The organism is Oceanobacillus sp. FSL W7-1293 (assembly GCF_037969815.1).
GTDB classification, from domain to species: Bacteria; Bacillota; Bacilli; order Bacillales; family Amphibacillaceae; genus Oceanobacillus; species Oceanobacillus oncorhynchi.
Genome location: NZ_CP150212.1, coordinates 258,488 through 278,011 on the forward strand (window position 1 = coordinate 258,488; position 19,524 = coordinate 278,011).

18 protein-coding genes and 6 tRNA genes are annotated in these 19,524 nt (G+C 42.0%); 16 read left to right on the forward strand and 8 right to left on the reverse strand.

The annotated features are described in order from the left end of the window. Positions 1–46 precede the first annotated feature (46 nt). Together MKY65_RS01375 and MKY65_RS01380 are read right to left on the reverse strand one after the other, a co-directional pair. Positions 47–820: a triose-phosphate isomerase family protein gene (locus MKY65_RS01375; protein ID WP_339181618.1), complete on the reverse strand. Its 774-nt coding sequence runs from the start codon at positions 818–820 to the stop codon at positions 47–49. A 250-nt stretch (positions 821–1,070) separates the two neighbouring features. Further along, positions 1,071–1,436 (reverse strand): helix-turn-helix domain-containing protein, encoded by a 366-nt coding sequence (locus MKY65_RS01380; RefSeq protein WP_339181621.1) that lies wholly within the window; start codon positions 1,434–1,436, stop codon positions 1,071–1,073. 160 nt (positions 1,437–1,596) lie between these two features. Between MKY65_RS01380 and MKY65_RS01385 the strand changes: the two genes are divergently transcribed. Then, a complete protein-coding gene (locus MKY65_RS01385) occupies positions 1,597–2,175 on the forward strand; it encodes a class D sortase (protein WP_339181623.1) in 579 nt (192 codons plus the stop codon). A 54-nt stretch (positions 2,176–2,229) separates the two neighbouring features. Here the strand turns inward: MKY65_RS01385 and MKY65_RS01390 are convergent, their stop codons facing one another. From MKY65_RS01390 to fabI, 3 genes are all read right to left on the reverse strand, one after another. Beyond that, positions 2,230–3,468 carry a zinc ABC transporter substrate-binding protein gene (locus tag MKY65_RS01390; protein ID WP_339181626.1) on the reverse strand — a complete coding sequence of 413 codons (1,239 nt, stop codon included), beginning with the start codon at positions 3,466–3,468 and terminating at the stop codon, positions 2,230–2,232. 236 nt (positions 3,469–3,704) lie between these two features. Next, positions 3,705–5,129 carry an aldehyde dehydrogenase family protein gene (locus tag MKY65_RS01395; protein ID WP_339181628.1) on the reverse strand — a complete coding sequence of 475 codons (1,425 nt, stop codon included), beginning with the start codon at positions 5,127–5,129 and terminating at the stop codon, positions 3,705–3,707. Between the two features lie 183 nt (positions 5,130–5,312). Further along, positions 5,313–6,089 carry an enoyl-ACP reductase FabI gene (gene fabI / locus MKY65_RS01400; RefSeq protein WP_339181631.1) on the reverse strand — a complete coding sequence of 259 codons (777 nt, stop codon included), beginning with the start codon at positions 6,087–6,089 and terminating at the stop codon, positions 5,313–5,315. A gap of 348 nt (positions 6,090–6,437) precedes the next feature. Between fabI and MKY65_RS01405 the strand changes: the two genes are divergently transcribed. The 10 genes from MKY65_RS01405 (at position 6,438) to MKY65_RS01450 (ending at position 11,825) form a co-directional block, all read left to right on the forward strand. Beyond that, positions 6,438–6,512 (forward strand) — tRNA-Glu (locus tag MKY65_RS01405). 3 nt (positions 6,513–6,515) lie between these two features. Beyond that, positions 6,516–6,591, forward strand: a tRNA-Val gene (locus MKY65_RS01410). Between the two features lie 4 nt (positions 6,592–6,595). Next, a tRNA-Thr gene (locus MKY65_RS01415) sits at positions 6,596–6,671 on the forward strand. Between the two features lie 42 nt (positions 6,672–6,713). Next, positions 6,714–6,798, forward strand: a tRNA-Tyr gene (locus tag MKY65_RS01420). Between the two features lie 9 nt (positions 6,799–6,807). Next, positions 6,808–6,882, forward strand: a tRNA-Gln gene (locus MKY65_RS01425). 97 nt (positions 6,883–6,979) lie between these two features. After that, positions 6,980–7,052: transfer RNA gene (locus MKY65_RS01430), tRNA-Lys, on the forward strand. Positions 7,053–7,386: 334 nt separating this feature from the next. Next, a complete protein-coding gene (locus MKY65_RS01435) occupies positions 7,387–8,676 on the forward strand; it encodes a hydroxymethylglutaryl-CoA reductase, degradative (RefSeq protein ID WP_339181634.1) in 1,290 nt (429 codons plus the stop codon). Next, on the forward strand, positions 8,673–9,629 hold the full coding sequence (mvk, locus tag MKY65_RS01440) for a mevalonate kinase (protein WP_339181636.1): 957 nt from the start codon (positions 8,673–8,675) through the stop codon (positions 9,627–9,629). The genes MKY65_RS01435 and mvk overlap by 4 nt, the downstream gene beginning before the upstream one ends. A 96-nt stretch (positions 9,630–9,725) precedes the next feature. Beyond that, positions 9,726–10,700, forward strand: a complete 975-nt coding sequence (gene mvaD / locus MKY65_RS01445) for a diphosphomevalonate decarboxylase (protein WP_339181639.1) — start codon at positions 9,726–9,728, stop codon at positions 10,698–10,700. A 9-nt stretch (positions 10,701–10,709) separates the two neighbouring features. Continuing rightward, positions 10,710–11,825: a phosphomevalonate kinase gene (locus MKY65_RS01450; RefSeq protein ID WP_339181640.1), complete on the forward strand. Its 1,116-nt coding sequence runs from the start codon at positions 10,710–10,712 to the stop codon at positions 11,823–11,825. Positions 11,826–12,114: 289 nt separating this feature from the next. On the opposite strand, the gene MKY65_RS01455 is transcribed toward MKY65_RS01450, so the two are convergent. Beyond that, positions 12,115–12,267: an aspartyl-phosphate phosphatase Spo0E family protein gene (locus MKY65_RS01455; protein WP_339181642.1), complete on the reverse strand. Its 153-nt coding sequence runs from the start codon at positions 12,265–12,267 to the stop codon at positions 12,115–12,117. Between the two features lie 137 nt (positions 12,268–12,404). Between MKY65_RS01455 and sigW the strand changes: the two genes are divergently transcribed. The 5 genes from sigW to glmM all read left to right on the forward strand — a co-directional run bounded on the left by sigW (position 12,405) and on the right by glmM (position 17,533). Then, positions 12,405–12,968: an RNA polymerase sigma factor SigW gene (sigW, locus tag MKY65_RS01460; RefSeq protein WP_339181645.1), complete on the forward strand. Its 564-nt coding sequence runs from the start codon at positions 12,405–12,407 to the stop codon at positions 12,966–12,968. 15 nt (positions 12,969–12,983) lie between these two features. Then, positions 12,984–13,625, forward strand: coding sequence for an anti-sigma-W factor RsiW (rsiW, locus tag MKY65_RS01465; protein ID WP_339181649.1), 642 nt, complete (start codon positions 12,984–12,986; stop codon positions 13,623–13,625). A 483-nt stretch (positions 13,626–14,108) separates the two neighbouring features. After that, positions 14,109–14,930: a diadenylate cyclase CdaA gene (gene cdaA / locus MKY65_RS01470; RefSeq protein ID WP_339181651.1), complete on the forward strand. Its 822-nt coding sequence runs from the start codon at positions 14,109–14,111 to the stop codon at positions 14,928–14,930. Further along, entirely contained in the window at positions 14,923–16,155 is a 1,233-nt protein-coding gene (locus MKY65_RS01475; RefSeq protein WP_339181653.1) for a CdaR family protein, read from the forward strand. The genes cdaA and MKY65_RS01475 overlap by 8 nt, the downstream gene beginning before the upstream one ends. Positions 16,156–16,189: 34 nt before the next feature. Next, the gene (glmM, locus tag MKY65_RS01480) at positions 16,190–17,533 is read left to right on the forward strand and encodes a phosphoglucosamine mutase (RefSeq protein ID WP_339181655.1); all 1,344 of its coding nucleotides are present in this window, start codon (positions 16,190–16,192) and stop codon (positions 17,531–17,533) included. A gap of 114 nt (positions 17,534–17,647) precedes the next feature. On the opposite strand, the gene MKY65_RS01485 is transcribed toward glmM, so the two are convergent. Together MKY65_RS01485 and MKY65_RS01490 are read right to left on the reverse strand one after the other, a co-directional pair. Then, positions 17,648–18,214: an NADPH-dependent FMN reductase gene (locus tag MKY65_RS01485; protein WP_339181657.1), complete on the reverse strand. Its 567-nt coding sequence runs from the start codon at positions 18,212–18,214 to the stop codon at positions 17,648–17,650. Between the two features lie 3 nt (positions 18,215–18,217). Beyond that, the gene (locus MKY65_RS01490; RefSeq protein ID WP_339181660.1) at positions 18,218–19,285 is read right to left on the reverse strand and encodes an LLM class flavin-dependent oxidoreductase; all 1,068 of its coding nucleotides are present in this window, start codon (positions 19,283–19,285) and stop codon (positions 18,218–18,220) included. Between the last annotated feature and the right edge of the window lie 239 nt (positions 19,286–19,524).

Genomic DNA, 19,524 nt, shown 5'->3' on the forward strand with positions numbered 1-19,524 from the left:
GCTTTAATTATTTTTTATATCAATTATTATTTTATTTCATTTGCTTTTATTTTATTTTTACTTGTTTCACCGTGTGAAGAATTTGTTTGTAATTTGCAGGGTCATGTCCGAATCGGCCAATGAATACGCCGTCTACATCGTCATGGGTGATAATCTCATAGACATTGTCTTTGCTCACCGAACCGCCATAAATGATACGGATGGCTTCTGCTGTTTCTGTATGGTATGCTTCTTTAACAATTTCGCGGATTAGTTCATGTGTCTGATGCACATATGCTGCATTGGCTGCTTCTGCCTTTCCGATTGCCCAGACTGGCTCATAAGCTAAGATAACCCTTCCAATATGTTGTGTGTCGACCTCACCAAAGGAAGTAAGGATTTGTTCCTTCAATACCTGTTTCCGTTCCGATTTATTCTCCAAGTACGCTTCTTCACCAATGCATAGAACAGGAGTCAGCCCTTTTTCCAGCGTAAGCTTAGTTTTTAAATGAATCATTTCCAGTGTTTCGTGGAAAATATGTTGTCTCTCCGCGTGTCCGATTTCCACATGGGTTGCGCCCATGTCGATAATGGATTCGATTGAAATCTCTCCGGTATAAGCGCCATTTTCATAGGGTGAAATATTTTGTGCGCCAAAGGCAATTTCAGACCCTTTTAAGGCTTGTGCTGCTGGGTAGAGGACACCTAAAGATGGGAAGGCGAATTTTTCTACTTCGTTTTCGTTTTTGGCCACTTCTGCTAAGGCTTTTACTAATTCCGTTGCTTTGTCGATTGTGTTAACATATGTTTTATAGCTGATTCCAACGACTGGTTTTCTCATATTATTATCCTCGCTTTCTGATTTTTGAATGCGTTTCCATTTATGAGTGTATTTTTCCCTCTATCGTATAGGTGTTTCATTGTACCTTTTAAAAGAAACTGTACATTCGCCGGAGGGCAGACGAATTCGAGTTTTGGCAATACATCACCCCTTTCAGGTAGAAGTTTACAAGAATGGCTGTTCAACAGCTTGGGTGCATTTTAAATCACCGTGCCAACGTCATGGGGCGAATCAGATAGAAACAGGATTCTCAATCCTTTCTTCTGCTCTTTTTAAATAACATATAATCATACACATCCTTTATTTCCGCGGAAGTGAGAGCTGCCATATCACGGAGCATCGCTTCGGCATCGGGACTTATCTTTTGAATGTGCTGGATCAATCCATTCTCTTGGTCAGCTGCACTAGAAGGAGCTTCTTCTGCTCTGCCTAATAAATAGTCTGCAGTAACCTTCAATGTATCGGCAATAGCGGTTAATTCTTCTCCTTTAATTGGGCGTTCGCCAGATTCAATTCGATTCATGACACTGACATTCATATTTACCCGTTTAGCGAGCTCTTTTTGTGTCCAATTCCGTTGCGACCGTAATTGAATGATTCGTTGACCGGTATTCATTGTGCACCTCTTCATTTCTATTTTAGAAATTAATTATAACATATGAAAATGGTGAAAAATAACTTCTGACGAGGTTTGGATAGAAAAGCGAAAGTATAGTATAATTGTTATAGATTCAGTGTTGGAGATACATATTTTGGTTGGTGAAGGAGCGGCTTCAATGAAACGGATTGGGATTCTTTTTATTATAGCAGGCGTCATTTGTATTGGTGTTTTTGGCTATCAAATTATAGGACACGAACAATCGCAAAAGCAGTCTTTAATTCAGGCGGAGGAGAGAATAGAGCAAGGAATCAGTGAAGGGGATGAAGCAGAAAAGCCAATAGAAACGTTTGATGCGGACCAGGATGAAGCATTTGCTATTTTAGAGATACCTAAATTGGGAAAAACGCTGCCTATCGTGGAGGGGACGGATCCAGATTCATTGCAAAAAGGAGTCGGACACTTATCCAATTCTGTTTTTCCTGGACAGGGAGAGCAAATCCTGTTATCCGGGCATCGGGATACGGTTTTTCGTGACTTTGGTGAATTGGAGATAGGAGACACGTTTGTGGTACAGATGCCTTATGGAGAGTATACGTATGAAATAAGAGAAACGGAAATTGTGCCTGAGGACGACACTTCTGTTATCGGAGAAATGGGAGAAGAGGTATTAGTCGTAACAACCTGTTATCCATTTCACTTTGTAGGCAGTGCACCGGATCGTTTTGTTGCTTATGCTTATCCGGTTTCTGAATAATAGAACAAAAAAAGCTTTCAGCCTGATAAATCATATCTGGCTGAAAGCTTCTTTTTAATCGTTTAGTACGGTTTCTAACGTTTCAATATTTTTTTCCATCAGACTGAAGTAATCTTCGCCGTTTTCTATATCCTCTTCGGTAATAGTCTCCATATTGCTCAGTACAGCACTGTCAGCGCCGATTTCATCTTGGATAATTTCACTGATTCTGCTGCTGATATTCCGTTCAAAGACAACATACTTTAAATCATATTCGCGGGCAGTATCCACTATTTCCACCAAAGCAGATTGAGAAGGCTCCTGTGACGAGGATAGCCCGTGTATACTGATTTGTTCTAAGCCGTATCGATCTTCCCAATAGCCGTATGCTGCATGAGAGACAATCATTTGCGGATGGTCTGCGTTCTCAATCGTTTGTGCTAATTCCTGGTCCACCTGCTCCAATTGTCCTTCTAATTCCTCTAAATTCTCCGCGAAATATGCTTCGTGTTCTGGCATTTTTTCGATAAGAAGGTCGGTAATATTTTCAGCTAATTGAATGCTGATGACAGGGTCGAGGAAAACATGCGGGTCGCCAATACCGCTTTCGCCATCATGATTATCGATCAATAATTCAACGATGCCTGATTCGGCAATTACTTCTCCATCTGCATCTTCAAGCTCCAGTTTTACTTCTAATGTATCGTTGATTTGTGTTTCAAAGGAAGCATCGTCCGCTTCTTCATTCAATTCCCATTCCTCTGAACCCTCTGTGCGGAAATACCAGTTCCATTCTGCGATGTCTTCATCGACATTTGCTTCTGCTTCTATAGAAGCTGTATCGCCGCTGTGATAATGGTCATTGATGCCGTCAATGATAATGTCACCGTTGTCCTCTGCTTCTTCCTCGTTGTAATGTTCTTCTTCATTTCCATGTGCATGCTCTGCTTCTCCGCGAAGAGGGATATCTTCACCGGTGGCAGAGACCTCCACATTTTCTCCGTCCAGAATTTCCTCCGCTTTGGAAGCGAAAGGCTCCATACCGACACCGGAATAAATAAATAAATCTTTCTTAGCTAAATCAACCATCTCACGTGAGCTTGGTTCGTATGTGTGTGCATCCGCATTTGGCGGGTAGATGCTTTCTACATCGACATAATCGCCGCCGATTTTGGAAATAAAATCTTCTAATGCAAAAATAGTAGTAGAAATTTCAAGCTGTTCCTGATCTCCGTCCTGACTGTCGTCTGCAGATTGGCAGCCTGCAAGGAAAAGAAGGAATAAACCGAAAAAGAGAATGACCCGTTTTTTCATTGAATTGAACCTCCATTAATTTATATAGTACGTTTGAATTTCTTATAAAAAAGAAAAATAAGTAATCATTGCTATTATGGTTTGCTTCGTGAAAAAACAAACAATGAACATGTAATTCTTATCATTCGTAATCGTTACGATTTAAAATTTACAGGTTTTTAGAGGGGATGTCAAGCTATTTTTGGCAAAAAAATTGTCAGCAGCTCATTTGCTGCTGACATTGAATGTGGTATTTATTAAGGTAAGCCGACAATCGTTTTTGGTTCTAAGAATTCTTCGATGCCGTAGTCTCCCCATTCGCGTCCAATACCAGATTGGTCGAAACCGCCAAATGGAGCGGTGAAGTCAGCTTGTTCATTATTGACTACAATTCTGCCGGAACGAAGGCTTTTTGCTGTTTTGGTCAGCGCATCCGGATCATTACCGACAACATAGCCAGCTAACCCATAAATTGTACCATTGGCAATTTCAATTGCTTCATCTAAATCGTTATAGGTGATAACGGAAAGTACAGGACCGAAAATCTCTTCCTGAGCAATCGTATCTTCCGGTTTTACGTTAGTAAATACAGTCAGTTTAGAGTAATATCCTGTTTCTAAGCCTTCTGGTTTACCTGTGCCCCCGGCAACGAGGGTTGCTTCGCTGTCGATGCCTTTTTGAATATAGTCTTGGACGGTATTCCATTGATCCTCTGATACTTGCGGTCCAGTGAAAGTAGATTCATCTTTTGGATCGCCTACAGGGTACTCAGGAAGATGTTTTTTAATCGCTTGGATAAAATCATCATGCATGGATTTTGGAACGAGCGCGCGCGTTCCTGCAGTACATACCTGACCTGTATTGCCGGCGATATGGGAAATAGCTGTTTTTGCAGCATAATCCACATCTGCATCATCCAATACGACAATTGGCGATTTACCGCCAAGCTCTAAGGAAACCTTTTTAATATCTTGAGCGGCGTTTTCCATAATTTTCGTACCTACGCCGCCGGAGCCTGTAAAAGAGACAAAGTCGATATCTGGATGAGAGCTGATGCCGTTACCGATGGTAGAGCCAGTACCGTTTACCAGATTGAATACGCCTTTTGGAACACCGGCAGCTTCGAACACTTCTTTTAATAAGACAGCTGCGAAAGGTGTTTCTGTTGATGGTTTTAATACGACGGTGCTGCCTGCTGCAAACGCACTAGCGAGCTTTGTAGACGCCTGATTTGTCGGGAAATTCCAAGGCGTGATTAAACCAGCGACGCCAATCGCATCCTTTTGAATAAAGGAGTTTTCCCGGTTTTCTGTGAAGTCAAAATCACGTACGAGCTTTGCTGCTGTCCGGAAGTGATTTAATCCCATCTGATACTGCACGTTGGTTGTAAATGTTACTGGAGAGCCAAGCTCAGCCATGATAACTTCAATAAATTGATCTTTTCGTTTTTCATATTCATCTGCGATACGGTCTAATAAATCAGCACGTTCCTCTTTGGTTGTTTGTGAAAATGCTGGGAAAGCATCCCGTGCAGCTTGAACTGCTTTATCAAGATCCTCTTTGGTACCAGAGCTGATTTCACCAATTTTTTCTTCTGTTGCAGGGTTGATTACATCAATTGTTTCGTTTCCAGTGGAATCAACCCACTGACCGTTAATATAATGCTGTATATAGTTATACATTTTCTCCACCCCTTTGCTTGTTTTTCAATAAAGAATATTCAACACACGTTATCAGCCTTTTTGAATATCCATTACTACTTGTTCCCGGAATAAAAAGTGATTAAACGTAGTAGAGAACATGGATTTATTTAATAAAAAAAACTGCCTCTTCTTAAATAATGAAGAGAGACAGTTTTTGAGAGATTAGCCGCCAATAATATTAAATCCGGCATCTACATGCAATACTTCGCCGGTGATTCCACGTGCCAGTTCGCTAAGAAGGAATAATGTTGCATCTCCAACTTCCTCTTGGTCGATGTTGCGGCGCAGCGGAGCTTTTTCTTCCACAACTTGAGATTTTTCGTTGAAGTTAGCTACTCCTTTTGCAGAGAGTGTTCGGATTGGACCGGCCGACACAGCGTTCACGCGAATACCGTCTTTGCCCACATCTTCAGCTAAGTAGCGGACGCTTGCTTCCAGAGAAGCTTTAGCAACACCCATCACGTTATAGCCGGGAACGACTTGTTCTGCTCCGATGTAAGTTTGGGTAACGATCGAACCGCCTTCAGTCATCAGTTCCTTCGCAGCATTTGTTATGGTTACTAAGGAATAAGCGCTGATTTCTTGAGCAAGCAGGAAACCATCGCGGGAAGTAGTGACAAATTCACCCTGCAGGTCTTCCCGTTTAGCAAAGGCAACAGAGTGAACCAAGCCGTGAATCACGCCGATTTTTTCTTTTATTTCATTAAAGGCTCCCTGGATACTTTCATCGGATTCAACATCGCAAGAGATGATTGCTTTTGGTTCAATTTCATGCTTCTCTAAAAGTTTTACTAATTTTTTGTAGGATCTTTCCTGTCTATTGGTGAAAATAAGGTTCGCTCCGGCATTATGTAGAGATTTTGTAATACCCCAAGCAATACTTCTTTCGTTAGCGACGCCCATTACAACAATGTTTTTACCTTCTAATAATTTTGTCATACGTATCCTCCATTCAACATTTAACTTAGCATCTATTATAACGGATTAGTACCAGGTGATAAAGTTATATACTGTTTTTCTTTTCTAATTAAGAGTGTCAGGGTTTTCCTGCTATAGAAAAATAGATACTGCCACTGGTTTTATACTATAGAAGAAACGAGTCAAAATAAGAAATATTAAGCTCTGGAAATATTGTTATAACAGGTTTTGAGGAGCGTTTTAGCGGCTTTTGAAAAATAAAATAAAGTTTTTTTCATTTTTCCCTTTACAAACGGTTGGTTCCTCGATATAATAAAATTCGTCAGTTTGCGAGAGATGCTTTCAAAAAGCCTCTCAGAAACGCATTATGGCCCGTTGGTCAAGCGGTTAAGACACCGCCCTTTCACGGCGGTAACACGGGTTCGAATCCCGTACGGGTCACCAAATGGAGGATTAGCTCAGCTGGGAGAGCACCTGCCTTACAAGCAGGGGGTCGCAGGTTCGAGCCCTGCATCCTCCACCATCATGCCGGCCTAGCTCAACTGGTAGAGCAACTGACTTGTAATCAGTAGGTTGGGGGTTCAAGTCCTCTGGCCGGCACCATTTTTTCATGTATATAATTGATAATATGGTTAACAATATTATGGAGGGGTAGCGAAGTGGCTAAACGCGGCGGACTGTAAATCCGCTCCCTCAGGGTTCGGCAGTTCGAATCTGCCCCCCTCCACCATGTTTTTATTGGGCCATAGCCAAGCGGTAAGGCATCGGGTTTTGATCCCGTGTACCCCAGGTTCGAATCCTGGTGGCCCAGCCATTTTTATTTTTTAGAAGAAATACATGATAATACTATTACTGATAATAGTATTTTTTTATGGACAGGGGACTATACATAATGACCTGTCTTATCATAGGAGCCATTAGCTCAGTCGGTAGAGCATCTGACTTTTAATCAGAGGGTCGAAGGTTCGAATCCTTCATGGCTCACTACAAGTATGACAAGTATAAAACACAGAAAAACGGGATAATTTTATCTCGTTTTTTTCTTTATCAGGATAAAAATCTCATATTATTTGAACAACAGTTCGCCATTAGTAAAGAGCCTGCCATAGTCTGAGCAGTCCAGCGTTTTTGGTATATGTTAGAAGCTGGAAACACCAATGCATTACGGTAATGCTGCGAACATAGTTCCAGTCACGAAATAAGTATCTTCTGAATGAAAAAACGATAGAATTCGTGTTATAATCAAAATAGTTTATTTTAGTACATTGTAATAAAAAAGCATATTTCAGATATGATAAATAAAAAGGATGAGCTAGGCATGACCTCTTCAAGGATACCAGGGTTTTATAATATGACGGTAGAAGAAAGGCGGGCATTATTACGTGAGGCCTTTACTCTAACAGATGCAGAAACGCAAAATTTGTCTAACGCCGATGCGCTTACGGTAGGAAAAGCAGATAATATGATTGAAAACGTCATTGGTACCTATCAATTACCATTCGGATTGGGATTAAACTTTTTGATAAACGGGAAAGAATATGTAGTACCGATGGCTATCGAAGAAGCTTCTGTTGTTGCTTCTGCCAGTCATATTGCGAAGATAGTCAGAGAGGCTGGCGGTTTTCGGACAGAATCAAAAGAAAGACTGATGATAGGGCAGATTCAGGTGGTTGGATGTCCGGATTTTCAAGAAGCAAAGCAGCAAATCCTTCATCAAAAAGATACATTAATGAAAGCTGCCGATGATGCCTACCCAAGCATTGTCAGTCGTGGCGGCGGTGTGAAAGATTTAGATGTACGGCTTTTGAATGAGGACGATGCATCGTTTTATAGCAAAATGCTGGTCATGCATATCTATGTAGACACCTGTGATGCCATGGGAGCGAATATGATTAATACCATGGTGGAATCGATTGCGCCGATTGTAGAAGAAATAACCAAAGGAAAAGTGCATTTGCGTATTTTATCGAACTATGCCGATCGCAGCCTTGTTACAGCGAAATGCGTGATTCCTCCGCACCTGCTAAAAACAGGTTCGTTTGCTGGAGAAGAGGTCAGAGATGGTGTCATCCATGCGTATGAATTTGCTGCCTCTGATCCGTATCGTGCGGTAACGCATAACAAAGGGATTATGAACGGGATTGATCCTGTTGTCATTGCGACAGGAAATGATTGGCGGGCAGTAGAGGCAGGAGCACATGCTTATGCTGCCAGAAATGGTCATTATGGCTCCATGACTATGTGGTCAAAGGATGAAGAAGGTAATCTCGTTGGTGAAATTGAGTTGCCAATGTCGGTAGGAACTGTCGGGGGAGCGACTCGTGTGCACCCATTAGCTGATTTTTCTTTATCCGTTATGCAAATTGAATCAGCAGAAGAGCTTGCGCAGGTAATTGTAGCAGTTGGTCTTGCTCAAAATCTTGGAGCGCTCAAAGCGTTGGCGACAGATGGGATTCAAAAAGGGCATATGGCGCTTCATTCACGTTCTGTTGCGATAGCTGGCGGAGCAACTGGGGAGATGATTGATGTGATAGCAAAACAATTAGTAGAACAACAAGAAATCCGTGTGGGAAAAGCTAAAGAATTGGTGGAACAGTATAAACAATGAGTGCAGAAAAAGTAACAGCGTCGGAAAAAACAGCTATTGGCGTAGCTCATAGTAAGGTCATTTTAATTGGAGAGCATGCGGTTGTACACGGACAGCCGGCAATTGCTATTCCATTTCCTTTAATTGGCGTAGAGACGGTAATTGAGTATGTCCCTGGAGCGGTGAAAATGGACAGTGCCTTTTATCATGGACCATTGCGGCATGCCCCGAAAGAGCTGGAAGGAATCGTAGAATGTGTCTCTAGTTCTTGTGAATATCTCGGGATTCCTTATAAAGATTTGTTAATACGGATTAATTCTTCGGTACCGCCAGGAAAGGGTCTTGGTTCAAGTGCATCTGTAGCTATTTCTATTATTCGCTCTTTATTCCATTATTGCGATAAGGAATGCTCGACAGAAGATTTGCTGCAATTAGCGAATGTGGCAGAAACCTATGCGCATGGAGCGCCAAGCGGGCTGGATACCTTAACGATCACTTCCGATAAACCAGTGTGGTATAAAAAAGGAAGTCCTGTTGAGCACATTGAATTAGGAGAAGACCTGCATTTTATTGTTGCAGACTCCGGCAGAATCGGGGATACACGTACATCGGTTGAATCGGTAGCAAATCTGTTAAAAGCCGCTCCGCAGCGTATCCATTCCAAAATAGAACGGATCGGAGCATTAACGCATCATGCAAAAGATGCATTAGAAAAAGCAAGTAAACAGTTTTTAGGTCAACTGTTAAATGAAGCACAAAAAGAACTGGAAGCATTAGGAGTCAGTGATGCCGGTTTAAATAAATTGATTCGCTTTGCCCGGGAAGAAGGGGCTTTGGGTGCGAAGTTGACAGGCGGCGGAAATGGCGGCTGTATCATTGCGCTTGCGCAAAATGAAGTTCATTCAAAGCAGCTGGCAGAAAAATTACGCCGGTTTGGCGCAGCGGCAGTCTGGCCATTTGTTCTGAAAAAATAAAGTGATACTTCATTCAGCGGGGTTTTTCCCCCGCTAAATGGAGCCGCACGAAAAGAATGATTTGACAGGGATTGTAGAAAAGGAGATTCAAATAATATGAAGGCAACAGCAAGAGCGCATACGAATATTGCTTTAATCAAGTATTGGGGGAAGCGGAATGAATCATTGATTCTTCCTGCCAACAGTAACCTTTCCGTGACATTAGATGGTTTTTCTACAGAGACAACCGTTCATTTTCAGGAAGGGTTAAAAAAAGATTCCTTTCGTTTGAATGAACAGAATGTAGAAGGAGATGCGCTTGGAAAGGTAGCGGTATTTTTAGATAAGGTGCGTGCTCTTTCTGGAAAGGAAATCTATGCACAGGTTCAATCTGTGAATCATGTTCCTACTGCTGCCGGATTTGCTTCCTCTGCATCTGGTCTTGCAGCATTAGCTGCAGCAAGCTCCAAAGCAATCGGACTTTCCTTAGATGATACGGAATTATCGAGGCTGGCTCGTCAAGGCTCTGGTTCTGCTTCCCGTTCGATTTTCGGCGGTTTTGTTGAATGGCAAATGGGGGAACGGGAAGATGGCTCCGATTCGTTTGCTGTGCAAATTGCTGATAAGTCACACTGGGATATTCGCATTGCTGCTGTCGTCTTGTCAAAAACAGAGAAAAAGGTCTCAAGCAGAGAGGGGATGCGCCGTACCGTAGAAACATCTCCTTTTTATGCAGGCTGGCTAGAGCAGACAGCAAAGGATCTGCAAGAAATAAAACAGGCCATTAAAGTAAAAGATTTTGAGAAAATGGGGAGTGTCGCAGAGGCGAACTGCATGCGAATGCATGCAACCACATTGGGAGCGAACCCGCCGTTTACCTACTGGCAGGATACGACAATGCGTGTGATGCAGACGGTACAATCCTTAAGAGAACAAGGGATTCCTGCCTTTTTTACGATTGATGCTGGCCCAAATGTCAAAGTTTTATATTTACCAGAAGATGAAGATAAATTAAAAAAACAGCTGCAGGCCACAGAAGGCGTGGAAGATATCATTATCAGCAAGCCTGGAAGCGGAATAAGTTATAGATAGGAGGATAATATGGTGGCAAAATCAATCACGGTCAAAGTACCAGGAAAATTAATGATTGCGGGAGAGTTTGCCGTATTAGAGCCTTATCAGAATCTGGCAGTAATGGCTGTGAACCGTTTTGTTTATGCAACGGTATCGGAAGCCGATAGCCACCAGCTGACTCTTTCGGACTTTTCTCTTCATAAGGTCCCATGGTCTTGGCGAGAGACAGATATACATATTGAATCAGATGACCCCCGGCTGTCTTTTGTAAAGGGTGCACTCCGGGTCACTTATCGTTATCTGGAAGAACAAGGACTGCCAGTTCTTCCAATGCATGTTTCTACACGCAGTGAGCTGGATGATGCCTCTGGCGTGAAATATGGATTAGGCTCCAGTGCAGCAATTGTTACTTCTATCGTGGCGGGAGTCTTACGTTTTCAGGCTCCGCGATTGGCTGAAAAAGATATCATATTCCGTTTGGCTGCGATATCGCATGTGATTACGCAAGGGAACGGATCGGGAGCAGATATCGCTGCATCCACTTATGGCGGACTGCTTCAATTCTCTTCTTTTCAAGCAGATTGGCTTCTTGAAGCATACCAGAAAGCAGATTCTGTTTCAGAAGTCGTAGAGAAGGATTGGAAATATTATAAAACGAAGCCGATTACGCTGCCAGAGAATGTTTACTTTTGTGTAGGCTGGACAGGCAGTGCCGCATCTACGAAAGATTTAGTGAACCAGGTGCGATTATTGAAAATAAATAATGCGGAAGCATATGCGGCATTTCTGAAAGATAGTGAACATGCCGTATCTCAATTTTTAACTGGCGCAAAAGATAATGGTATCAATCAATTATTTGCTGGGATAAAGGCTAATCGAAAAGCGCTGAATCAAGTAGGGAAAGCAGCAAATACAAATATTGAGACACCTGATTTAACCGTCTTATGTAACTTGGCAGAGGATTTAGGAGGCGCTGGGAAGCCTTCTGGAGCTGGAGGCGGAGATTGCGGAATTGCTTTTATGCCTTCGCAGGAAGCAGCAGAGCAGTTAGCACTTGCTTGGGAAGAAGCAGGAATTAAAGCCTTGACGTTATCTCCTTTTATCGGCGGAGAGACAGTAATGAAAGAGAATGATTCTGTTTAAGAATTTTTAGAAACAACAAAGAAGAGCCGTTTTGCAATTCGATGCATTGTAAATCGGTTCTTTTCTTTTTGCATGTAAATCACAGGAATCCTGATACCATCTTTCAAATATTTTCAAGTTTCTTATAAAAAATAAAAAATGTTTAATGAAGTGAAGGACAAAATAAGATATTATTATTCATAGAGATATAGTTGGTTAGGGGAAATTTACATAGAGATGTTTGTGGGTAGGAAATGTAACAAAAAAAGACATACACAGGAGATGTCTTTAAAAATAGAGTAAGGATGATTTAAGAGGATTTTTTTAAATAAGCAAAGATTAATGCATCCAATTTTTCGCTTGTGGACAAGACAGGTTCTGAGTCTAATCCATGCTTCTCAGACAATGTCAGCATTTCTTCTCTGCATTGTTCAATCTCCATGAATAACGATTTTTTATCCACAAATTTCACTCCTTTTTTAGTATACTTATCGTTAGATATACCCTGTCGGAAAAAAAATAAACATTCTTTTTTAAAATGTGAAACCTTACAAGCGGTTGTTTCGTATAGAGAGTACCGCATAGTGCGGAGGTAATTAGATGGACCAATTTATAAAGAAAAAGATTATGGAAGTTAAAAAAGGAGACCAATCTGCTTTTTCGGATGTTGTATCCTTTTATCAAGATAAAATATACCAGCACTGCTACCGTATGCTGGGTAATAAGCACGAAGCGGAAGATATTGCACAAGAAGCGTTTATACGTGCATATGTGAATATTGATTCATTTGATGAGAGCAGAAAATTCTCTACATGGTTATACCGCATAGCTACGAATTTAACCATTGACCGCATGCGCAAGCGTAAACCGGACTTTCATCTTGATGCAGAAGTAAAAGGGACAGAAGGTTTGGATATGTATTCGCAGCTTGCCAGTACGGAACGTCTGCCTGGGGAAGAAGTAGAGAGCAGAGAACTGCAGCGGTATATTCATCATGAAATTTCTCAGCTTCCTTCTAAATATCGGAGTATTATCATGCTCAGGTACCTGGAAGAATTTTCACTAAAGGAAATCAGTGAAATTCTTGATGTTCCTCTTGGTACGGTAAAAACGCGGATTCATCGTGGAAGAGAGGCCTTGAGAAAAAGGCTTCGACATGTGTAAAGGAGCGTGCTTGATGTGAGCTGCAATAAAGAGTATATAAAAAAAATGCATGACTATTTAGATGGGGATATTTCCGCAGACGAAGAAAGCTTACTAAGAAGGCATCTGGAGGATTGTGAAGATTGTCAGAAGCATTTTCATGAGCTTCATCGAACCATTGCTTTAATAAAAAGTGCGGAACGGATGGAAGCCCCGGTTGGTTTTACAGAAAACGTTATGAATAAATTGCCGACAGAAAAGAAATCGGTAAAGTACAAGCGCTGGTTTAAACATCATCCAATCCTTGTTGCAGCAGCCATTTTCTTCTTGTTGATGATAGGCAGTCTTTCATCCACGTTTAATCAAGGAACGGATCAGCTTGTTGTTTCTGCACAGGAAGAGCTTGTCGTTGATGGAGACACTGTGATTGTGCCGGAGGGTGTCACTGTTTCCGGAGACGTCTACGTGAAAAACGGTGATTTATTAGTGCTCGGAACGGTTGACGGCAATGTTACCTTGTTTAATGGAGAGCTTTTAGACGGCGAATCGGAGCTTGAAGGCGGCGGCCTGATGGCCTCTGCAGGAGGAGTCAACGGAGAGCTGGAAACCATAGACCAAACGTTTGAGTGGATATGGTATCATATAAAGAATTTCTTTAAAGGATTATTCGCATTTTAAGATAAAACAATGAAAAAAGGAGCGAGATGATGTCGCTCTCTTTTTTTGGGCGAAAGAAACTGTCATAATGGGGTAAAACATGCCTGTTCCATTGATCATGAAAAAACAGCTGGTTCAGGATGTTGGAGTGATCAAATCTGGCATGTTTTTCCAACACACATTTTAATGGATGTTCCATTTTCTAAAGAAAATAATAAACTACAGACAGGTCTGTTTTTACAAATTTATGATATAATAATTATCGACTGTAATTCATAATAGTTCATGTTAATATAAAACGAAACTTTCTTCAGCGGGAATTTGTTCTTTCCCTCCGCTGAAGGATTCAGAGAGCTGACTCACGTTATCTCCTGCTTAAATAAACCGAGTCCATTCTCTATTTAGAGGCGGGAATTTTACGGGCAGTTCTCCGTGAGAAATAATTGCTTTTAAGATAATGTTTAAAACAAACAGGTAATTCTATTGGGTAAAGGATGTGTGCACATGCTTGATGGGGGATTTGACTTTTTAGATCTGCTGCGAATTGGCGTTGATATCGCTCTCGTCTGGTATGTATTATATAAATTAATCATGCTGATCAGAGGAACAAAGGCTATTCAGCTGTTAAAGGGAATAGCAGTTGTAATGGTTGTGTGGGGAGTAAGTATGCTGTTAAACTTACAAACCATCCAATTTATCACAGGCCAAGTTATTAATTGGGGAGTTATTGTAATTGTTATTTTATTCCAGCCGGAGCTGCGAAGAGCATTAGAGCAGCTGGGACGAGGAAATATCTTCGCCAGATCGGGAAGCTCTGCAGAAGAAATTATACAAAATGAAATTGAGGCTATCGTTACGTCTTGTAATTATATGGGTAAAAGAAGAATTGGTGCGCTTATCTCCATTGAAAGAGAAACAGGAATTGGGGATTATGCGGAAACAGGGATTCCAATCAACGGAAAGCTTACTCACCAGCTTCTGACAAACATATTTACACCAAATACACCGCTTCATGATGGAGCAGTGATTATAAAAAATGAAGAGATAACAGCTGCGGCTTGCTACCTGCCTTTATCTGAGAGTCCATTTATCTCCAAGGAGTTAGGAACAAGGCACCGTGCTGCAATGGGAATCAGTGAAGTAACAGATGCGTTAACGATTGTTGTTTCTGAGGAAACAGGTGCCGTCTCTTGTACAAAAAATGGAGAGCTGCATCGTGATATCGATGAAGAAAAATTAAGAGAAATGCTTTTAACGCATTTATCAATCGTGCCGAAAGCCTCTGAAAAAAAATCATGGAAACGGAGGACTGGTAAGCGTGGATAATTGGTTTAAGAGTAAGTGGTTTGTCCGTATTCTTTCCTTAGCTTTTGCGGTAACACTCTATGCTTTTGTCAATGTGTCCGAAACACCAAATTCCGATTCAACATTTTCTGGTTCAACCACTTCCACAGAAACCTTGGAACAAATTCCAGTGGATATCCGTATTGACCGCGACAGCTATGTTGTCAGCGATGTTCCAGAAGAGGTCGATGTCACTTTGCAAGGGAATCGAGGCAGTATGACACCGTACATACTTCAACGTAATTTTGATGTGTACGTTGACTTAGAAGGGTTAGAAGAAGGAACGCATGTTGTTGAACTGCAGCATAATATAGCAGGAGATGTGGAAGTATTTATTGAGCCGAAAACAGCAGAAGTCACCATTGAAGAACGGGCATCTCAAGAGTTTACTGTAACTGCTGATCTGATTAATCAAGACCTGATGGCAGATGGTTACGAAGTGGTCGATTACAGTGTCGATCCGGAAACGATAACGATCACAAGCTCAGCAAGTGTCATTGAATCGATTGGCTCTGTAAGGGCCTATGTGAATATGGAAGGTGTCGATGAGTCAATTAATAATCGGGAGCTTCCGATAAGTGTATATGATGTACAAGGAAATGAATTGAATGTCGGATTAGACCCTGAAAGTGTTCAGGTCTCTGTAGAAGTCGACAATCCAAGCAAGTCTGTACCGCTCTCTGTAGAGACAACAGGTGAGCTGGAAGAAGACCTTGAGCTGGACTCTATTTCTCCAAATGAAGAGGAAGTGGAGATTTACTCTCAAAGTGACGTGCTGGAGGATATTTCAGAAGTGACTACCGAGCCGCTGGACTTATCCGAGATTGAAGAATCCGGCACAGTTGAAGTACCGCTTGATTTACCGGAAAACGTGCAAGCGCCGGAGACAGAAGAGGTAGAAGTTACGGTAGAAGTAGAAGGAGCAAATGTAATCGAGAATGTAGCTTTAGAAGAAGAAGGCTTAGCAAATGGATTGGAAGCATCTTATGCAGATCCTGCATTAGAAGTGGAAGTGACAGGAGATGCATCGGTGGTCAATGGTTTAACGGCAGATGATATCAACGCCGTACTGGATTTATCTGATTTAGAATCAGGAGAGCATGACGTGCCTATTGACATTGAAGCTCCTGAGGATGTCACTGCCACAGGAAATGTGGAAGAAGTCACGGTGGAAATAATCGATCCGGCTGAAACAGCAGAAGAATAGTTGTATATTGTATGGTCAAAGGAGAGATATAATAATGGGTAAATTTTTTGGAACAGACGGTGTCAGGGGAGTAGCAAATGAAGGGCTGACTCCTGAAATGGCATTCAAGCTCGGCCGTTTTGGCGGATATACGTTAACAAAAGGCAGTGAAAAGCCGCGCGTTTTAATCGGCAGGGATACACGTATTTCTGGACATATGCTGGAAGGCGCGTTGATCGCAGGTCTGCTGTCAACAGGTGTAGAAGCAATGCGGCTGGGTGTTATTTCAACGCCGGGGGTCGCTTACTTAACAAAAGCAATGAGCGCGCAGGCAGGGGTGATGATTTCTGCATCCCATAATCCTGTAGAAGATAACGGGATTAAATTCTTCGGTTCAGATGGATTCAAGCTGACAGATGCTCAGGAAGCAGAAATTGAAGCTTTATTAGAACAAGAAGAGGATGATCTGCCTCGCCCGACAGGCGCTGGTATCGGATCAGTGAGTGATTATTTTGAAGGCAGACAGAAATACCTGTCCTTCTTAAAAGATACGATTGATAACGATTTTGACGGAATACGTATCGCTGTGGATTGTGCACATGGAGCAACATCCAGCCTGGCTACACATCTATTCGCAGATTTGGAGGCTGACATTCATTCCATAGGCTCTACACCGAACGGCCTGAATATTAATGATGGTGTCGGTTCTACCCATCCGGAAGGGCTACAGCAATATGTGCTGGATAAAGAAGCGGATGTCGGACTGGCTTTTGATGGAGACGGTGATCGCTTGATTGCTGTGGATGAAAAAGGAAACATCGTGGACGGCGATAAAATCATGTTCATCTGCGCAAAATACCTGAAAGAAATTGGGATGCTGCGTAAGGACACTGTCGTATCCACTGTCATGAGTAACTTAGGCTTTTATAAGGCATTAGAAGAAGCTGGTCTGAAAAGCGATAAGACGGCAGTCGGTGACCGATATGTCATGGAAGAAATGCGTAAAAACGACTATAACCTAGGCGGGGAACAATCCGGCCATATTATCTTTTTAGATTATATTACTACAGGAGACGGTCTGTTATCTGCATTGCAGCTTGTGAATGTAATGCGTGAATCAGGCAAGACCCTCTCAGAACTGGCAGACGAAATGACTATTTTCCCGCAGACATTGATCAATGTTCGGGTTACAGATAAGAATGAAGCATTGACCAGCCCAATCATCTTAGATGAAGTACAAGCTGTGGAAGAGGAATTGGGAGAGAATGGACGCGTTTTAGTCCGCCCATCTGGAACAGAACCGCTTGTGCGTGTCATGGTAGAGGCAAAGACAGAGGAAGATTGCCAGGCCTATGCAGAACGAATCGTAAAAGTCATTGAAAATCATTTAGGTGCTTAACAATATCATGTACCTAAAGTAAAAAAACGCATGGATGCCCATGGTACCAATCCTGAAGTTAGAGGAGTAAATCTAACTTTTGGTGAAATACCCATCCATGCGTTTTTTTAGTTCTTAGAATCCATAGGAATCCTCTTTCTTTTTCCGGATGATTTCGCTGGCTTCATACGTGTCCATGGTGTCCTCAATCAAACGCTCTAATCGAATGAAAACATCATCATCGACGATCTTCTTTTGTTGAAAGCTCTTTTCTTCAACATAAACAAAGGTTTGTACTATTTGTGCTTTCATATAGGATAAAGTTGGCTTTAATTGATGATCAGCAACTAAATAATGCTTGGAAGAGCCTGCGGTTACGAAAAAGCTTACGGTCTTATCCTGAAATGCCCCAACAGGAAGCAAATCAAAAATATTCTTTAAGCTTGCCGGAATCGATGCCTGGAATACCGGCGTGCCGATAATCATCACATCTGCCTCCATCACCTGCCTGGTGACCCAGGCGGTGTCTCCGGAATAATCGAGATAGTTCCGACCGTCACTAAATTGCAAATCATAATCTTTTAAATCAATCAGCTGAAAATCTGCTTCTGGATATTTTTCAGCAATTTCTTTTGCGACAGCATCCATAACCGTCCGAGTTTTCGAACCGACAATGGATCCGGATAAACCAATGATCTTCATGTGCTAATCCTCCTGATTCCTGCCAGTGTACTTACGAATGGCAGGCAAAATTTCCGTGCCAATCATTTCAATATTCTTAGCCAATTGTTCAAATGGAACACCGCCAAAGTCCATTTGCGCTAAGTAGCGCTGATGTCCAAACAGCTCATGCTGATAGAGGATTTTTTCAATAACCTCCTGCGGACTGCCGACATTGATGACACTGCGCTTATCCTTTGCCTGTGCGAATGCCTGCTTCGGAAACCCTTGTCCATTCGTCAGCTTCATTCCTTCATTGATATAAGGGTACATTTGCTGCAATGCCTCCTGACTTGTTTCTGCCACATGGAAAAAACCGGTGACGCCGACAGGAAGTGCTTCTGTTTGGTGTCCGCTTCTTTCAGCTGTTTCCCGATACGCATCAATGACGTTTTTAAAAGCACTGGCCGGACCGCCAAGTGTTGCCAGCATAATCGGTACCCCGGCGTAGCCTGCCTTCATCGCACTGGCCGGGGTTCCGCCAACTGCACGCCAGATGGGCAGTGTATTATCTTTCGGACGGGGCAGCACATGTGCATCTTTTAAGGGTGCACGATAATTCCCTTCCCAGCTGAGCTTTTCCTTTTCATTAATCTGCAGCAGCAAATCAAATTTTTCTTCATATAACGCTTCATAATCCTGTACGTCATACCCTAATAATTCAAATAGCCCAATTCGGGAAGCTCTTCCGGCAATAATTTCGGCACGTCCATTAGAAATTAAATCAATCGTAGCAAAATCTTCATAAACCCGAACGGGGTCAGAGGTACTGATAATCGTTGATGAACTGCCCAGTTTGATGGTTTCTGTCGCCTGCGCAATCGCCGCCAATACCACGCTGTGTGCCTGCGTAGTGAAATAATCCTGATGACTTTCTCCGACACTGAAAAAATCTAACCCTGCTTGTTCTGCCAGCTTTGCTAATTCGATAATTTCCTGAAGACGCTGCTGTGCCGAAATCCGTTTTCCTGTGAAAGGGTTGGTTAAGTGATCTCCCAGCGTATAAAGCCCAAATTCCATTCCTTTCTTTTGGTCAATGCGATATTGTTCCATACTTATGCTCCTCCATTGTTTTAGATTTTTAAGGTTAAACCTATCTATTAAAAAATGTATTTGAAGTAAATTGCTTTGGGGGAGGAAGTGAGCTACAGGCAGATAGGTAAATGGCGTGTTATTTTCTGCATGTATCGTCTCAAATTCTCCTCTCTATATCACTTTACAATTCAAATGATAAAATGACAATCAAAGTAGCTTGAATTAAATATAGTTTTACTTTTCCGCACTACTAGAGG

Excerpts from the sequence above, each read along its gene's own strand:
- MKY65_RS01375 (WP_339181618.1), bottom strand. The coding sequence starts at position 820 with ATGAGAAAACCAGTCGTTGGAATCAGCTATAAAACATATGTTAACACA.
- MKY65_RS01380 (WP_339181621.1), bottom strand. The coding sequence starts at position 1,436 with ATGAATACCGGTCAACGAATCATTCAATTACGGTCGCAACGGAATTGG.
- MKY65_RS01385 (WP_339181623.1), top strand. The coding sequence starts at position 1,597 with ATGAAACGGATTGGGATTCTTTTTATTATAGCAGGCGTCATTTGTATT.
- MKY65_RS01390 (WP_339181626.1), bottom strand. The coding sequence starts at position 3,468 with ATGAAAAAACGGGTCATTCTCTTTTTCGGTTTATTCCTTCTTTTCCTT.
- MKY65_RS01395 (WP_339181628.1), bottom strand. The coding sequence starts at position 5,129 with ATGTATAACTATATACAGCATTATATTAACGGTCAGTGGGTTGATTCC.
- fabI (WP_339181631.1), bottom strand. The coding sequence starts at position 6,089 with ATGACAAAATTATTAGAAGGTAAAAACATTGTTGTAATGGGCGTCGCT.
- MKY65_RS01435 (WP_339181634.1), top strand. The coding sequence starts at position 7,387 with ATGACCTCTTCAAGGATACCAGGGTTTTATAATATGACGGTAGAAGAA.
- mvk (WP_339181636.1), top strand. The coding sequence starts at position 8,673 with ATGAGTGCAGAAAAAGTAACAGCGTCGGAAAAAACAGCTATTGGCGTA.
- mvaD (WP_339181639.1), top strand. The coding sequence starts at position 9,726 with ATGAAGGCAACAGCAAGAGCGCATACGAATATTGCTTTAATCAAGTAT.
- MKY65_RS01450 (WP_339181640.1), top strand. The coding sequence starts at position 10,710 with ATGGTGGCAAAATCAATCACGGTCAAAGTACCAGGAAAATTAATGATT.
- sigW (WP_339181645.1), top strand. The coding sequence starts at position 12,405 with ATGGACCAATTTATAAAGAAAAAGATTATGGAAGTTAAAAAAGGAGAC.
- cdaA (WP_339181651.1), top strand. The coding sequence starts at position 14,109 with ATGCTTGATGGGGGATTTGACTTTTTAGATCTGCTGCGAATTGGCGTT.
- glmM (WP_339181655.1), top strand. The coding sequence starts at position 16,190 with ATGGGTAAATTTTTTGGAACAGACGGTGTCAGGGGAGTAGCAAATGAA.
- MKY65_RS01485 (WP_339181657.1), bottom strand. The coding sequence starts at position 18,214 with ATGAAGATCATTGGTTTATCCGGATCCATTGTCGGTTCGAAAACTCGG.
- MKY65_RS01490 (WP_339181660.1), bottom strand. The coding sequence starts at position 19,285 with ATGGAACAATATCGCATTGACCAAAAGAAAGGAATGGAATTTGGGCTT.